The organism is Oceanomicrobium pacificus (assembly GCF_009833495.1).
Classification (GTDB): domain Bacteria; phylum Pseudomonadota; class Alphaproteobacteria; order Rhodobacterales; family Rhodobacteraceae; genus Oceanomicrobium; species Oceanomicrobium pacificus.
Genome location: NZ_WUWG01000001.1, coordinates 1,153,363 through 1,168,051, shown reverse-complemented (window position 1 = coordinate 1,168,051; position 14,689 = coordinate 1,153,363). Strand labels below are relative to the sequence as shown.

Annotated in this window: 16 protein-coding genes; 5 read left to right on the top strand and 11 right to left on the bottom strand. The window is 67.0% G+C overall.

Annotated elements, in window-relative coordinates; genetic code table 11:
* The first annotated feature begins 8 nt into the window (after positions 1–8).
* A complete protein-coding gene (locus tag GSH16_RS05755; protein WP_160852773.1) occupies positions 9–725 on the top strand; it encodes a haloacid dehalogenase type II in 717 nt (238 codons plus the stop codon).
* A 48-nt stretch (positions 726–773) separates the two neighbouring features.
* Complete coding sequence (locus GSH16_RS05750; RefSeq protein ID WP_328803174.1) at positions 774–1,571, top strand: mechanosensitive ion channel family protein; 798 nt, start codon at positions 774–776, stop codon at positions 1,569–1,571.
* Between the two features lie 4 nt (positions 1,572–1,575).
* On the opposite strand, the gene GSH16_RS05745 is transcribed toward GSH16_RS05750, so the two are convergent.
* On the bottom strand, positions 1,576–2,802 hold the full coding sequence (locus GSH16_RS05745) for a class I SAM-dependent RNA methyltransferase (protein WP_160852769.1): 1,227 nt from the start codon (positions 2,800–2,802) through the stop codon (positions 1,576–1,578).
* Between the two features lie 126 nt (positions 2,803–2,928).
* Between GSH16_RS05745 and GSH16_RS05740 the strand changes: the two genes are divergently transcribed.
* On the top strand, positions 2,929–3,432 hold the full coding sequence (locus tag GSH16_RS05740) for a VOC family protein (RefSeq protein ID WP_160852767.1): 504 nt from the start codon (positions 2,929–2,931) through the stop codon (positions 3,430–3,432).
* 3 nt (positions 3,433–3,435) lie between these two features.
* Here GSH16_RS05740 and GSH16_RS05735 read toward each other — a convergent pair whose 3' ends face one another.
* The 5 genes from GSH16_RS05735 to GSH16_RS05715 all read right to left on the bottom strand — a co-directional run bounded on the left by GSH16_RS05735 (position 3,436) and on the right by GSH16_RS05715 (position 8,786).
* Positions 3,436–4,362 carry a sterol desaturase family protein gene (locus tag GSH16_RS05735; protein WP_160852765.1) on the bottom strand — a complete coding sequence of 309 codons (927 nt, stop codon included), beginning with the start codon at positions 4,360–4,362 and terminating at the stop codon, positions 3,436–3,438.
* Positions 4,355–4,780, bottom strand: a complete 426-nt coding sequence (locus GSH16_RS05730) for a hypothetical protein (RefSeq protein WP_160852763.1) — start codon at positions 4,778–4,780, stop codon at positions 4,355–4,357. Before GSH16_RS05730 ends, GSH16_RS05735 begins: the two co-directional genes overlap by 8 nt.
* A gap of 76 nt (positions 4,781–4,856) precedes the next feature.
* On the bottom strand, positions 4,857–6,689 hold the full coding sequence (locus GSH16_RS05725) for an ABC transporter ATP-binding protein (RefSeq protein WP_160852761.1): 1,833 nt from the start codon (positions 6,687–6,689) through the stop codon (positions 4,857–4,859).
* Positions 6,686–8,524 carry an ABC transporter ATP-binding protein gene (locus tag GSH16_RS05720; protein ID WP_160852759.1) on the bottom strand — a complete coding sequence of 613 codons (1,839 nt, stop codon included), beginning with the start codon at positions 8,522–8,524 and terminating at the stop codon, positions 6,686–6,688. Before GSH16_RS05720 ends, GSH16_RS05725 begins: the two co-directional genes overlap by 4 nt.
* Positions 8,517–8,786, bottom strand: a complete 270-nt coding sequence (locus tag GSH16_RS05715) for a hypothetical protein (protein WP_160852757.1) — start codon at positions 8,784–8,786, stop codon at positions 8,517–8,519. Before GSH16_RS05715 ends, GSH16_RS05720 begins: the two co-directional genes overlap by 8 nt.
* A gap of 223 nt (positions 8,787–9,009) precedes the next feature.
* On the opposite strand from GSH16_RS05715, the gene hemF reads away from it, so the two are divergent.
* Positions 9,010–9,909 (top strand): oxygen-dependent coproporphyrinogen oxidase, encoded by a 900-nt coding sequence (hemF, locus tag GSH16_RS05710; protein WP_160852755.1) that lies wholly within the window; start codon positions 9,010–9,012, stop codon positions 9,907–9,909.
* On the top strand, positions 9,906–10,496 hold the full coding sequence (locus tag GSH16_RS05705; protein WP_160852753.1) for a hypothetical protein: 591 nt from the start codon (positions 9,906–9,908) through the stop codon (positions 10,494–10,496). The genes hemF and GSH16_RS05705 overlap by 4 nt, the downstream gene beginning before the upstream one ends.
* On the opposite strand, the gene GSH16_RS05700 is transcribed toward GSH16_RS05705, so the two are convergent.
* The 5 genes from GSH16_RS05700 to hslO form a co-directional block, all read right to left on the bottom strand.
* Complete coding sequence (locus tag GSH16_RS05700; protein WP_160852751.1) at positions 10,473–11,054, bottom strand: LysE family translocator; 582 nt, start codon at positions 11,052–11,054, stop codon at positions 10,473–10,475. The genes GSH16_RS05705 and GSH16_RS05700 overlap by 24 nt on opposite strands.
* Before the next feature lie 40 nt (positions 11,055–11,094).
* Positions 11,095–11,700, bottom strand: coding sequence for a LysE family translocator (locus tag GSH16_RS05695; RefSeq protein ID WP_160852749.1), 606 nt, complete (start codon positions 11,698–11,700; stop codon positions 11,095–11,097).
* 78 nt (positions 11,701–11,778) lie between these two features.
* Complete coding sequence (locus GSH16_RS05690) at positions 11,779–12,933, bottom strand: CCA tRNA nucleotidyltransferase (RefSeq protein WP_160852747.1); 1,155 nt, start codon at positions 12,931–12,933, stop codon at positions 11,779–11,781.
* Entirely contained in the window at positions 12,933–13,550 is a 618-nt protein-coding gene (locus tag GSH16_RS05685) for an NUDIX hydrolase (RefSeq protein ID WP_160852745.1), read from the bottom strand. The genes GSH16_RS05690 and GSH16_RS05685 overlap by 1 nt, the downstream gene beginning before the upstream one ends.
* Positions 13,551–13,605: 55 nt before the next feature.
* The gene (hslO, locus tag GSH16_RS05680) at positions 13,606–14,628 is read right to left on the bottom strand and encodes an Hsp33 family molecular chaperone HslO (protein WP_160852743.1); all 1,023 of its coding nucleotides are present in this window, start codon (positions 14,626–14,628) and stop codon (positions 13,606–13,608) included.
* Between the last annotated feature and the right edge of the window lie 61 nt (positions 14,629–14,689).

The following is a 14,689-nucleotide window of genomic DNA, read 5'->3' as shown; positions in this document are numbered from 1 at the left end:
GGGTTTCCATGGCGGTTCAGGCGCTCATCTTCGACGTGTTCGGCACGCTGGTCGACTGGCGTGGGAGCATCGCCCGCCAGCTTGCGCCTGTCTTTACCGCGAAGGGGATCGGCACCGACCCGGCGGCCTTCGCCGACGCATGGCGCGCGCGCTACGATCCGGCGATGGATCCGGTCCGCGAAGGGCTGGAAGCCTATCGCCCGCTCGACGACCTGCATCTGGAAAACCTGCGCCACACGCTCCTGCAATTCGGACTGTCCGACCGGTTCGAGACCGCGGAACTGGACGAGATGAACCGCGTCTGGGAACGGCTCGACCCGTGGGAGGATGTGGTCCCGGCCCTGACGCGGCTGAAGCGCGACTATCTGATCGCGCCATGCTCCAACGGGTCGATCGCGATGATGGCCCGGCTCGCGACCCACGGCGCCCTGCCGTGGGACTGTGTGTTGGGTGCCGATATCGCGCGCAGCTACAAACCCGATCCCGAAGTCTACCGTGCTGCGGTGAACGCGCTCCGGCTCGATGCCGGCGAGGTCGTGATGGTCGCGTCCCACAATGGCGATCTGGCCGCTGCGGCCGCCTGCGGCCTGAAAACCGCCTTCGTGCCGCGCCCGGGCGAGCACGGACCCGGCCAGACCAGCGACCTGCGGGCCGAGGGTGCCTGGACATGGGTGGCCGAGGATCTCGTACAACTCTGTGACTTGCTGGACGGCCCTGCCCTGTGATTTGATCGCGGCGGCGTCCGTCCGGGCGCGATGATCCGTGGATTGGGAGTGGGACCTTTGGAGAATTTCACCGAAATCGCCTTGAACATCGCGGCCGCCGCCGCAATCCTGATTGCTGCCCTGTGGCTGTCCGGCTTCGTTGCCGGTCGTATCCGGAACCTGTCCAGCAAGCGCCCGGAACTGGACGACATGCTGTTCAAGTTCCTCGCCTCGCTGGCGCGCTGGGCGATTCTCGCCATTGCCGTGATCGCGGTTCTGAACCGGTTTGGCGTGCAGACGACCTCACTCGTCGCCCTGCTCGGTGCCGCCGGTCTGGCCGTCGGTCTGGCGCTTCAGGGCACGCTGTCGAACCTGGCCGCGGGTGTGATGCTGCTCCTGTTCCGGCCGTTCAAGACTGGCCATTTCATCGAGGCTGCGGGCCATTCCGGCACGGTAGAGGAGATCAGCCTCTTCACCACCGAACTGACCACGCCCGACAATGTCCAGATCATCATTCCCAACAATGATATCTGGTCCTCCTCGATCGTGAATTTCTCCGCCCATGACCGGCGGCGGGCGGATTTCACCTTCGGCGTCAGCTATGACACCGACCTGAAAGCGGCCGAAGCCGCGATCCGCGAGCAGGTGGCCGCGGACGACCGGGTGCATGACGATCCCGAGCCGTTCATCAAGGTCGGCAATCTGGGCGACAGTTCGGTCGATTTCACCGTCCGGCTCTGGGTCGCGGCCGCCGATTACTGGGACGTGAAATTCGACATGACCCGCAAGGTCAAGGAAGCGTTCGACGCGAAGGGCATCGACATTCCCTTCCCGACCCAGCTGCAACTGGAACGCAAGATCGACTGATGCGTCAGCCGCGCGTGAACCCGGCGACCAGTTCCACATGGCCCGACCAGCGGAACTGGTCCACCACCCCGACCGCACCGATCCGGAATCCCGCCCCCGCCAGAACCTGCGCATCCCGCGCGAAAGTGATGGGATTGCAGGAGACATAGACCACCCGGTCCACCGGTCCGGTCGCGATCTCGGCCACCTGCGCCGCAGCCCCGGCGCGCGGCGGGTCAAGCAGGATCGCATCCAACCCCTTCATCTCCGCGCCCAGAAGCGGCCGCCGGAAGAGGTCGCGCCGCCGCGCCACGACGGGCTTCAGACCGGAGGATTCACGCCAGGCGCGGTCGAGCGCGGCCACCATCGCCGCGTCGCCTTCGAGCGCCAGAACCTGCGCCGTCTCGGCCAGCGGGAAGGTGAACGTGCCGGCGCCACAGAACAGGTCCGCCACGCGCTTCGCGCCCTTCAGCCCTGCGCGAACCGCGGCAACCAGCGCGGCTTCGCCATCCGCCGTTGCCTGCAGGAAGGCGCCGGGCGGCGGCACGACCTGCGCGCGGCCGAAGACATGCACCGGCGGGCGCCGGGTGGCGATCCCCTCCCCGTTCCATGTGAGCCGCGCCAGATCGTGGGTCGCGGCCAAATCGGCCAGATCACGCTCCAGCCCGCGATCAAGCGCGGTCGCCTCCTCCACCGCGATGTCGAGCCCTGCGCGGCTGTCGGTGACCGACAGGCGCACCTGCCCCTTGCGGGATGCCCCGCGCCGCGTCAGATCCTCCAGCGCAGGGCGCGCAGCAAGGATCGCCGGTGTCACAAGCAGGCAGTCCGCAATTTCGAGAAGAGTGTCGGTTCCGCGTTCGTGGAAACCGACCTGCACCGTCTTGCGGGTCCGGCGGCCGGAGAAAGTCGCCCGGCGGCGCGACCCCGGTGCCGATGTTGCAATGAGCCGCACCGGCGTATCGATCCCGCGCGCGGCCAGCGCCCGCTCGACCTGCGCGCATTTGTAGGCGCCGAGGAAACCGTCGGACGCATGTTGCAGCGCGCAGCCCCCGCACCGCCCGAAATGCGGACAGGGCGGGGCGACGCGGTCGGGGCTGGCCGAGATGACCTTCGGGTCGGCCATGCGTCCGTCGGTCACGACGCCTTCGACCCGCTCGCCGGGCAGGCTGAAGGGCACGAAAATGTCGCCCGCGTCCGATTGTGCAATGCCGTCGCCCTGCGCGCCGAGCCGGTCGATATCCAACTGTTCCATCCCTGCCCTTTAGCCGCGCCCGGCCGCGCAAGCCAGTGTAAAGCGCACAATACTGTTTCCGAATTGGCTGATTATCCCGCGCATTGATCTGCGTTATGTTCATTTCGGAAACGAAAGGATGATCCAATGGGTTCAGATCAGTCACGACCTGTCGCGCCGGCCACACGGATCGGCCATGTCCATCTGCGGGTGGCGGACCTGGACCGCGCCATCGCCTTCTATTCCGGCGTGCTCGGGTTCGAGGTCACGCAGCGCTACGGCACGCAGGCCGCCTTCCTCGGCGCGGGCGGATATCACCACCATATCGGGCTCAATACATGGGAAAGCGCGGGCGGCACCCCGCCGCCGCCGGGCCATACCGGCCTCTACCATGTGGCGATCCTCTATCCCGACCGCGCGGCACTTGCCGATGCGCTGCACCGCCTGCGCACCGCCGGTATCGCGCTCACCGGCGCTGCCGACCACGGGGTGAGCGAGGCGCTCTATCTGGACGATCCGGACGGCAACGGGGTGGAGCTTTACCGCGACCGGCCCGAGGTCGACTGGCCGCGCGACGCGGACGGGCAACTGGCCATGGTCAATACGCGGCTCGATCTGGCCGACCTGTTGGCTGCACGAAACCCGGGCTGAACGTCAAAGTCCGGGTTTGCCCGCCGCGTCCGGATTGGCGGCGACATATTTCCGCTTGATCTGGGTGGACGTGTCGCGGCTGCCATCATGGCTCCAGCCCGGTGCGGCAAACATGTAGGCGAGCCGCTGGCGCAGCGTCAGGCCGGGCTGCGCGATGTCCCGGAAGATCCCGAGCCATTCATGGAAGGCCACGCGCAACGGGTTGAACGTGCCCAGATTGTGCACAAGCCCGTAATCCACCGGCTCATCCTCCTGCTCGGGCACGAAGGTGCCGAACATCCGGTCCCAGATGATCAGCGTCCCGGCATAGTTCGCATCCAGATAGCGCGCGTTGCGCCCGTGATGGACCCGGTGATGGCTCGGCGTGTTGAAGATGAACTCGAACCAGCGCGGCAGCTTCCCGATCGCCTCGGTATGGATCCAGAACTGGTAGACGAGGTTGATCCCGTTGCAGAAGAGGATGACCTTCGGGTGGAAGCCCAGAAGGATCATCGGCGTGGACAGGAGCATCATGCCGGTGAACGTGCCGGTCCATGTCTGGCGGAGCGCCGTCGACAGGTTGAAATGCTGGCTCGAATGGTGGTTCACGTGGCTCGCCCAGACCCAGCGCACCTCATGCCCCAACCGGTGCTGCCAGTAATAGGTCAGATCATCGAGCAGGAAGGCCGCGACGATCACCAGCACCGAAACACCGAGGTCGAAAAAGGCGAACTGCCAGAGGAAAGTGTAATAGCCGTAGGCCACGAAGCCGAGCACCAGCCCGGTCGCCACATTGCCCGCCCCCATCAGGAGCGAGGTCAGCGTGTCGCGCGTCTCGTATCGTCCGCCGCGGCCCGACAGGCGGATCCAGCCGATCTCGCCCAGCATGGCGATGATGAAGAGCGGCACGGCCAGTTTCACCACATCGGGGAAAACGATCGTGTCAGGCATGGCGGTCCTCCGTCTGTGGCGTCGTGAGCGGCGCAAGCTGCGCCTGCCAGCGCGTCGCGCCCGCCGCATCCAGCGCGACGGACATCCGCGGTGCGGTGAAATCGGCGGGGCGGATGTCGATCCCCGTCTCCGTTTCGCTCAGCTTCAGGCCCGGTCCCAGCCGCCGCGCCACGCTGTCCTGCCCGAAGGACCAGACGATGCCCGCGCCGCCGCCGGGCAGGCGCAAGAGCGCGTGGCGGCGGTCGGTGGAGAGGTCCACAGCTTGCGGCGGATCGTCGGGAAACTCGCGCAGCCACGCCCGCGCGGCATCCTTTTCGTCGGCAAATGCACGCGGGGACGACCAGCCCAGCGCGTGGACGATCACGACAATGAGCGTGATCCCGAAGATGACGAGCGGCAGAAGCAGGGTCAGTGACATGGGCAATCCTCGGCCGCGATCTTGATGCCGCGACAGGGCGGGGATCAAGACCCGGCATCGGGTGACGTAAGGGGAACTATTCGGCAGCTGCCGGCAGGAAACCGCCCGACTGGCGCGACCAGAGATCGGCATAGAGCCCGCCTGACGCGAGCAGTTCCTCATGCGTGCCAAGTTCGACAATCCGGCCCGCATCCATCACCGCGATCCGGTCCATCTGCGCGATGGTGGACAGCCGGTGCGCGATCGCGATCACCGTGCGGCCGGCCATGACCTCCACCAGAGCGTCCTGGATGAGCGCCTCGACCTCGCTGTCGAGCGCCGATGTCGCTTCGTCGAGCACCAGAACCGGCGCATCCTTCAGGATGGCGCGCGCCAATGCGATCCGTTGCCGTTGCCCGCCCGAGAGCTTCACCCCACGCTCGCCCAGATGCGCGTCATAGCCGGTGCGGCCCTGCCCATCCTCCAGTTGGGTGATGAACTCATGCGCATGCGCTCGGCGGCTGGCCTCTATGAGATCGGCCTCGCTCGCATCGGGCCGCCCGTAAAGGATATTGTCCCGCGCCGAGCGGTTGAACATGGCCGTGTCCTGCCGGACCATGGACACGGCTGCGCGCAGCCCGTCCTGCGGCAGGTCACGAATATCATGGCCGTCGAGCCGGATCCGTCCCTCGCCAAGCTCGTAGAGCCGCAGCATCAGCGACACGGCCGTGGTCTTGCCCGCGCCGGACGGGCCGACCAGCGCCAGTTTCTCGCCCGGCGCGACATGGAGCGAGAACCGGTCGAGCCCGGCCCCGCCTTCGCGGTCATAGGTGAAGGTGACCTCCTCGAACCTAATGTCGCCGGAGACCGGCCGGGGCATCATCGCGCCGTCCGCGTCGGTTATGTCATGGGGAGGTGCAAGCGTGCGGACGCCATCCTCGATCTCTCCGATATTGGAGAAGACGCCCATCGCGGTGAAGGAGACCCAGCCGGTCATCTGTGCGAGCCGGGTGGCGATCAGGCCGGCCATGGCAATGTCGCCGGTGCTCGCCAGCCCCTGCCCCCAGAGCCAGAGCACGCCGCCGATCATCACCACGGGCAGGGTGCCGGCAAAGGCCGTCATCGCAACCCGGAACGCCGTTGCCATCCGCCCGAAGGACAGGGCCGCGCCACGGAACCGCTCCATCGCGTCGATGGCCGCGCCGTCTTCCTCGGCCGAGCGGGCGAAGAGCTTGACCGTCGCGATATTGGAGATCGTGTCGACAAGCTGGCCGCTCACCGCCGCGCGGGTGCCGGCGCGCGCCTTCGCGCGGGCACGGATGCGCGGCAGGAACCAGCGGACGATGAAGAAATAGGCGACCATCCAGAGGGTCATCGCCAGCCCCAGACGCCAGTTCACATTGCCCACCAGCGCGATCGCCCCGATCAGGAGCGCGAGCGCGAAGCTCATCACATTGGCAAATTCCAGCGCCACGTCGGTCACCGCGCGGGCGGTCTGCATCTGCTTCTGGCTCAGCCGGCCGGCGAAATCATCATCGAAGAAGGCCATCGCCTGCCCCAGCGTGTGCCGGTGCAGGCGTGACAGGACAAGCGGCGTCAGGTTCGGGCCGAGCACCAGCGAAGTCATCGCCCCGTTCAGCCCCTGCGTCGCGGGCCGGAGGATCAGGAAGAAACCGGCAATCGCGAGCAGGACCGGCCAGCGGTCGATCAAGTAGCTGCTGCCGCCATGGCCGAGCGCATCATCGATCACCCAGCCGACCAGAAAGGCGCCGACCACTTCCGACAGGCCGTTCAGCGCCCCGGTGACAAGCGACAGGCCGACGACCGGCCATCCGCCGCTGACGGCCCAGCGCAGGAAGGCGCCAAGCCGGCGAGGCGGCGGCCCGTCACCGGGCGCGAACGGATCGATCAGTGGCCGGCCACCCCTCATTCGGCCGCGTCCAGACCGATGAAGCCGCCCGATTGCCGAGCCCAGAGCCCGGCATAGACGCCGCCCTCGGCCAGCAGCGCCTCGTGGCTGCCATCCTCCACCACGCGGCCCTGATCGAGCACGATGATCCGGTCCATCTGCGCGATGGTGGACAGCCGGTGCGCGATCGCGATGACGGTCTTGCCTTCCATGACCCCATACAAGGTCTCCTGGATCGCGGCTTCAACCTCCGAATCGAGCGCCGAGGTGGCTTCGTCGAGGATCAGCACCGGCGCATCCTTCAGGATGACACGCGCAATTGCGATCCGCTGGCGCTGCCCGCCGGACAGTTTCACGCCCCGCTCGCCCACGAACGCATCATAGCCGGTGCGCCCCTGCGGATCTTCGAGCGATGCGATGAACGCATCCGCCTCCGCCCGCTCGGCCGCGCGGACCATCTCCGCCTCGCTCGCCTGCGGCCGGCCATAGAGGATGTTCGCCCGCACCGACCGGTGCAGCAGCGAATTGTCCTGCGTGACCATGCCGATCTGCGCCCGCAGACTGTCCTGCGTCACATGGGACACGTCCTGACCGTCGATCAGCACACGGCCCTGTTCGGCGTCCTGAAAGCGCAGAAGCAGGTTCACGAGAGACGATTTGCCCGCACCCGAGCGGCCGATCAGGCCGACCTTCTGGCCGGCCGCGATGGTCAGGTCGACATGGTCGAGCCCGCCCTTGCCCTTGCCATAATGGTGCGACACATCCTCGAACCGGATCTCGCCTTGGGTGACGGCCAGCGGTTTCGCATCCGCCTCGTCCGTCACACCATGCGGCACGGCGATGGATTGCAGCCCCTCGCGCATGACGCCGGCATGCTCGAAGAGCCGGATCGTCACCCACATGATCCAGCCGGTCATCCCGTTCAGCCGGATGGTCAGGGCCGCCGCCGCCGCAGTTTCGCCCACGGTGACTAGCCCCTGCGTCCAGAGCCAGATGGCCGGACCGACCACGCCCACGATCAGCATGCCGTTGATCGCGTTCAGCCCAAGGGTCAGCGAGGTCATCAGCCGCAGGAACCGCTGGAACCGCAGCCGCTGCCGCCGCATCGCGGACTGGGCATAGTCTTCCTCACGCCGGCCATGGGCAAAGAGCTTCACGCTCTCGATATTGGCATAGGCATCGACGATCCGCCCGGTCACCATCGACCGCGTCTCGGACAGTTTCTCCGACGCGTGCGACACTTTCCGCGCGATGTGCCGCGTATAGAGGATATAGGCCACCAGCCAGAGTGCGAGCGGCAGCGCCAGCCGCCAGTCGATCTGGTTCAGGACCAGAAGCGCGCCCAGCACATAGGCCGAGGCATACCAGATGCCCTCGAACGCCATGTAGGTGCTGTCCTCCACCGCCGGCCCCATCTGCATCACCCGGTTGGCAAGCCGTCCGGCGAAATCGTTCTGGAAGAAGCTCGACGACTGGCCCAGCAAATGCTTGTGCGCCCGCCAGCGCGCCTGTTCCTGCATGTTGGATGCCAGCGTCTGCTCCAGAAACAAATGGTTGAGCGTGATGATCGCGGGCCGTGCGAACAGGATGAACCCCGCCGCCAGCAGCATTTCCAGACCGTGATCGGTCCAGAAACTGCCGACGCCGCTCTGCGTCATCAGGTCGACGACGCGGCCCGAATAGAAGATGAGCCCCGATTCCATCACCGCGACCAGCACGCCGAGCACCGCCATCCACGGCAGCCAGCGCCGGAACGGCGCCAACTGCGTGCGGATATAGGGCCAGAGCTGCGCGGGCGGTGTGGTTTCGGCCACCGGCGCAAAAGGATCGACCAGATTTTCGAACCGCTTATACATGGCGCGACTCCTTGTTCTTGCTTCGCCACCGGACGAGGCCGGCGCGGATTTGGGCCCACCAGCGGCGGGTCGGAACCGGCTCCGGCACAGTGGCCGGAACGGGCTTTTCGTCGGGCGGCCCGACCTGCTCGTCGAGCCGGTCGAGGCCGGAATCCCGGCGCAGATGGGAAGATCGGACAGGGTCGACCCAATGGTCGATACGGTCCGGCTGGGACTTCGGATGCATGCGCGGATCGCGCATCATGTCAGAGATGCGAAACATCGAGGGGCCCTCCAAGGCCTTGAAATATAAGGAAAAGCTAATGCAACGGGTCGGCGACCCGCAGACGGGTCAGCAGCCGGTCGCTGGTGTCCAATCACTGTGCATTAACAATCCTCCTCGATGTGAGTCGCGACCTTTTAGCGCACCGGATCGCGCCCGTCACCCCTCTCGCCTTGAATTTTTTGAGAAAGTGCAGATAACCCCCTCAGAGCAGGAGAAGATGATGAACGACAGCCCCGAATGGACCGCCCGCAAGTCCGAGGCCTCGCTTTGGTTCCAAGGCCTGCGTGATCGGATCTGCACCGCCTTCGAGGCGATCGAGGACAGCCAGACCACCGGCCCCTTCGCCGACCAGCCCGCCGGCCGGTTCGAGCAGAAGGTGACGAGCCGCGCGGCCGAGCCCGGCAGCGATGCGGGTGGCGGCGTCATGTCGGTGATGCGCGGCGGCCGCGTCTTCGAGAAGGTCGGCGTCAACATCTCCACCGTCTATGGCACGCTGGGCGAGGCCGCGCGGCGTTCGATGAAATCGCGCAAGGACATGGACGGGATCGACGAGGACCCCCGTTTCTGGGCGTCGGGCATTTCGCTCGTCGCGCATATGCAGTCGCCCAAGACGCCCGCCGTCCATATGAACACGCGGATGTTCTGGACCCCGCATGGCTGGTGGTTCGGCGGCGGGGCGGACCTGAACCCGATGACCGAGGTGCCCGAGGATACGGCGCATTTCCACGCGGCGCTCAAGGCGGCCTGCGATCGCCACGATCCGGACTATTACCCGCGCTTCAAAGCGTGGGCGGACGACTATTTCATGATCCGCCACTGGAACGAGGCGCGCGGCGTGGGTGGCATCTTCTACGACGATCTGTGCACCGGCGACTGGGAAGCCGACTTCGCCTTCACCCGGGATGTCGGCAGCGCCTTTCTCGACGCGTTCCTGCCGATCACCGAGACCCGCCGCACCGAGACCTGGACCGACGCGGACCGCGACTGGCAACTGGTGCGGCGCGGGCGCTATGCCGAGTTCAACCTTGTCTATGACCGCGGCACAAAGTTCGGGCTGGAAACCGGCCACAATCCCGAAGCGGTGCTCATGTCCCTGCCGCCCATCGCAAAATGGCCGTGACAGGCGGACCGGTCGCGATCCTCGCCTGGGGGTCGCTCGTCTGGGACATCGACAACCTGGCCCCGCATGTGACCGGCGACTGGCAGATGGGGGCGGGACCTGTCCTGCCGATGGAATTTTCCCGCATTTCCCCGAAACGGCTGATGGGGCTGGTGCTCTGCCTCGATCCCGCGGATGGCACGCCTTGCGTGACCCACGCGATCCGCTCGCGCCGCGCTGCGGTGGCGCAGGCACAGGCCGATCTGGCCGCCCGCGAACGCGCTCCCCTGTCCCGGATCGGATGGGTCGACCGGGCCGGCGGCCAGAGCCGCGTGCCCGGCATTGTCGATCTGATCGGCGCATGGTGCACCGACGCGGGCTGGTCCGGCGCCGTCTGGACCGATCTGGAACCGAATTTCGAGGCGCAGACGGGGCGGTCCTTTACCTATGTGGAAGCGGAAACCTATCTGCGCGGCCTCGAAGGGGCATCACGGGAAGAGGCCGAGCGCTACATCCGCAACGCGCCGGCGCAGACCGACACGGGTTTCCGCCGCCACCTCGCGGCGCGGGACTGGTGGGCCGCGTCAGACAAAGACAAGCAGGGCTGAGAGCGCCAGCAATCCCGCCATCACCGACATGAAGATGCGCCAGGACCGCTCGCTTTCGAGAAACCGCCGCAGCCACTGCCCTGCATTGGCATAGAAGAGGCAGACACAGAGGTTGATACAGGCGAAGGCGGCGCCGAGATGTAGTCCCGCCGCCAAGGGAGCGTCGCTGCCACCGGCAAGCGAGGCCGCCGCCAGCGCCACCGCCCAGACCTTCGGATTGACCCACTGGAAGAGCACCGCCTGCCCGAAGGTGAAGGGCCGCGCATCCGCAGGCGCCGTCCGCCGCGCCGCACGCAGAAGCGTCCAGGCCAGCCACAAGATCCAGCCCGCCGCCACGATGGCGAGCAGCCGGGACAGGCCCGGCAGGCCGGTCAGGATCGCAGCCAAGCCCGCGCCTGTGAGCCCCGCCGTCACGCCGACGCCGGCAGCGACGCCCAGAACATGCGGCAGCGTAGCGCGGAAACCGAACCGCGCGCCGCTCGCCAGAAGCAGGATCACATTCGGACCGGGCGAAAACAGACCGGCGAAGATGAAGAGATAGAGCGACAGTGCCGTCACGTCGCGGCGCTCCGCGCACCGCAGGCAGCACTGCCGTGCATCACCGGAACCAGTCCTCGAAGAGGTAGATGACACCCAGCGCGATGAAGCTCGCCATTGCAATGTTGAAGATCCGCAACCGCAGGGGCGTGTTCAGAACCCTTTGCAGGGCCGCACCGAAGGCCGCCCAGCCATGGGCGGAGGTCAGGCTCATGCTGAGCGCGATGAGCGCAAGGATCGCTGCCTCGCGCAGGGGCGCTGTGCCGGTGACGAATTGCGACACGACGCTCACGCACATCACCCAGGCTTTGGGATTGACCCACTGGAAGGCGGCCGCCTGGAAAAAGGTAAAGGGCCGGCCGTCGCGCCCCGACCCGAGCCCGCCCGAAGCCGTCGCGATCCGCCACGCGACCCAGAGCAAAAGCGCAGCGCCGCCGAAGCGCAGCACTTCATGCAGGATCGGCACGGCCTGGAAGATCTGTCCAAGCCCGAGCGCCACGCAGAAGATCATCAACGGAAACCCCCAGGCCACGCCTTGCGCGTGGGGCAGCGTCCGGCGGAAGCCGTAATTGGCCGCGGAGGCCGCGAGCATCGCGTTGTTCGGCCCCGGCGTCCAGGCGGCCGCGCCCAGAATGCCGAGAATGGCAATCATGCTCTCCACCGTCATGTGATCCCCCTTTGCCAATCCGGCGACCGGCTATTCGGTCACCGTTCCTGACCTTTTTCAGCAGCCGCCCACGCGCGGTCAATCGTCAAGAAGGTCCCTGTAACGCAATGTGAAGTCGCTGGCGATCCAGCGGGCCTTGCGCGCGGCCAGTTCCGCGCCCAGTTGCGGGCCGGGCGGGAACCGCTCGGCAAGGTCGCGCGCCTTGATGGGAAACACCGCTTTCGCGCCGCGTTCCAGTTCCGCGGTCAGCCCGTCCGGCCAGACCTGTCCCAGCGCGGCCTGCGTGAGTAGCGCTGCATCGCGGGCAGCCTCGAACCCGTGCAGGTAGGCGCGTCCGGCAGGCGCGGTATCATCCGCCATCGCCGCGCGGATCGCTTCGAGTGCGCGGATCTCGGCCTTGGACAGACGCAGGCGGGATGCGGCTTCGGTCTCGCCCAGCGCCGCAAGCCGGCGCAGCCAGCGCGGCGCCGTGGGCACCTGCGGCTCCAGATGCACAAGCGGGGCCAGAAGGTCCGGATCCGCGCCCGGCAGGAGCCGCGCGAGGATGCCCGTTGCCGCCATGGCCGCCACCGCGGGTGCCGGGTCCGGCGCGGCCAGAAGCTTGCGCATCTCCGCGCCGACGCGTTCCCGCGACAGGCTGTCGATCCCGTCCGCGAGCGCCGCGCAGGCCGCCAGCCCCTCGGGATCGAGCCCGGCATCCGGGTCGCCGAACCAGGCATGGAAGCGGAAGAAGCGCAGGATCCGCAGGTAGTCCTCCGCGATCCGGTCTTCCGGCTGACCGATGAACCGCACCCGCCGCTCCTGCAGGTCCTCCAGCCCGCCGAGCGGGTCGAACAGGGTCCCGGCCCGGTCCGCATAGAGCGCATTCATGGTGAAATCCCGCCGCCGCGCATCCTCGGCCGCATCCTGCGCATAGGCCACGGTCGCGCGGCGGCCGTCGGTCTCCACATCGCGGCGGAAGGTCGTCACCTCGTAGCCCGTGCCCCCCGACACCAGCGTGACCGTGCCATGGGCGACACCTGTCGGCACCGCCTTCATCTTTGCAGCCCCGGCAAGCGCCAGCACCGTTTCGGGGCGGGCATCGGTGGCGATGTCGATATCCGTGCCGCCCTGGCCCAGAAGCGCGTTGCGCACGCAGCCGCCCACCATCAGCGCCTGATAGCCGCCATCTTCGAGCAGAGCGCATACTTTCTGCGCGCCGCGATCCTCCAGAAAGGCCCCTTCGATCCGCATCAGAGCGGCCCCAGCCGGTCGGCCAGTCCCTTGATCATCCGCGCCGTCGCGCCCCAGATGTAATAGGGGCCGTAGGGAATGGTGAAATAGGCCCGCCGCTGCCCCTGCCAGATCCGGCTGTGAATTTGCAGATTGTCGGGATCGAGCAGATGCGCGAGCGGCACGGCAAACACCTCGTCCACCTCTCCGCGCTCGGGCACCGGACGGAATCCGGGGTCGATTTCGGCCAGATAGGGCGTAACGGTGAACCGCGTCACGGTTTCATGTGTCGACAGGGGGGCGAGGACCTGTGCCAGAGCGGGGTCGAGCCCGATCTCCTCCTGCGCTTCCCGCAGGGCTGTGGCCTGCAGGTCCGGATCATCAGGCTCCTGCTTGCCGCCGGGGAAGGACACCTGACCGGGATGATGTTTCAGATGGCTTGCCCGCTTGGTCAGCAGGACATCCAGCCCGTGCCGCCGTTCCACGAGCGGCACCAGCACGGCCGCCGGGCGCAGCTTGCGCTCTGCGGGCAGCGCCGCCAGCCCGCCGGGATTGAGGTCATAATCGGACGAGGGCGCAATCGGCCGCGCATCAAGCGCGGCGCGGATGTCGGACAGGGAGGGGCCGGAACGTGTCATGCCCCGTTTCTGCGCAAGCCCGCGCCGCAAATCAATACGGCGCGGGCCCGCAATCTCAGGACCCGCCTGCGCCGGAGCCGCCGTCGACCCCCGGCGCATCGGTGGCTTCAAAGCCGAGCGAGGCCGGATCGAGCGCATAATGCGCGCCACAGAACTGGCAATCGGCCGTCACGATCCCCTCGTCCGTCGTCATGTGGCCGATATCCTTGGCCGAATAGATCGACAGGGACTGGCGGACCTTTTCCTCCGAACAGGTGCAGCCGAAGCGCACCGGCTGGGCGTCATAGACGCGCGGCTGCTCCTCGTGGAAAAGCCGCAGAAGCAGGCGGTCGGGCGACACGTGCGGCCCGATCAGCTCGGTTTCCTCCACCGTGTCGAGCAGCGTGTTCACCCGGCTCCAGTTCTCGTCATCCTCGCCCTGCACCAGATCGGCCGCCGCCAGAAGCCCATCATCGCCCGTGGCACCGCCCTTTGCGAAAGGGCTCGCCTTCGGCATGTGCTGGATCATGATGCCGCCGCCGCGCCAGGCCGCGCCCTTTCCGGGCTCTGACACCTGCGCCATCGACAGGGCAAAGCGCGTCGCCAGCTGCTCGGACTGGGCGAAATAGGTCGCGGCACAGGCCGCAAGCGACCCGCCGGCCAGCGGCGTGATCCCCTGATAGGGGGTCGTGCCCTCGCCCTGATCGATCAGGATCGCGAACATGCCCGCGCCGATCTTGTCGAACGGGGTGCCGGGCTCTGTTTCCAGACGTTCCGCATCGAAAGAGGCATAGGCCCGCATCCGCGCCGGCTTTCCGTCGGCGCTCGGACCATAATAATCCGTTGCGATGAGCCGGATCGGCCCGTCGCCGCGGATCTGCAGCGACAGTTTCCAGCGCAGCTTGATCGTCTGGCCGATCAGCGCCGTCAGCATGGCGGCTTCCGCCACCAGTCCGGCGACCGCATCGGGATAGTCGTGCTGCGTGAGGATTTCCTCCAGCGTGCCGTCAAGGCGCGCCACACGTCCACGAATGTTGGACATGTCGAGCTGAAACGGCAGGACGGTATCGTCCCAGGCGATTTTTTCGGCCAGTGTCATGTCATGGTCTCCGGTTTGTTCCAAGCGCCTGCACTTAAGGTGCCGGGGGCGAAGATTCAAA